Source organism: Micromonospora sp. B11E3 (assembly GCF_039871625.1).
In the GTDB taxonomy this organism is placed as follows: domain Bacteria; phylum Actinomycetota; class Actinomycetes; order Mycobacteriales; family Micromonosporaceae; genus Micromonospora.
Map to the genome: position 1 here is coordinate 1 of NZ_JBDPMC010000259.1, position 554 is coordinate 554.

At 63.5% G+C, this 554-nt stretch carries 1 protein-coding gene and 1 pseudogene; one reads left to right on the plus strand and one right to left on the minus strand.

The window, feature by feature from the left end:
• Window positions 1–220, minus strand: a pseudogene (locus ABGB16_RS33970) (RNA-guided endonuclease TnpB family protein); the annotation flags it as partial.
• Between the two features lie 103 nt (window positions 221–323).
• On the opposite strand from ABGB16_RS33970, the gene tnpA reads away from it, so the two are divergent.
• Window positions 324–554: IS200/IS605 family transposase (tnpA, locus tag ABGB16_RS33975; RefSeq protein WP_347672134.1), on the plus strand; the 231-nt coding region annotated here is incomplete at its 3' end.

The window sequence follows — 554 nt, forward strand, 5'->3', positions numbered from 1 at the left end:
TGCGTTTGCCGCTGATCGAGGCCAAGAAGTTGCGGTAGGCCACGTTCAGATCCGCGAGGGCCTGCGGCAACACCACGCTGGACACCTCACCCAGCCACGCCCGTTGCGGGGTGTCCTTCGCCTGCGTAATGACCAGCTTGGACAACTCGCCGTCCGAAAGGTACTTCTCACCCGCCTCGCGGACCTGCTGGCGCAGGCGCAGACCGTCGTGGAACACCACGCGGGCGCACCCGAACGACCGGGCCAGCGCCTCGCGCTGGGCGGCGTCCAGGTAGAGCCGGTAGTGGTAACGGAGCCGCGCAAGGCCACCGTATCATTGGTTTATGGCCGAGCTCGAAGGCATCCGTACCGGCAGACACTGTGTTTTCGCACTACACGCTCACTTGGTCTTCGTGACCAAGTTCCGGCACAAGGTGTTCACTGACCACCACCTGTCCCGGATGGAAGAGATCATGCGGGACGTGTGCGCCGACTTCGAGGCCGAGCTGATCGAGTTCAACGGCGAGAACAACCACGTCCACCTGCTCGTCAATCACCCACCCAAGGTGGCCGTG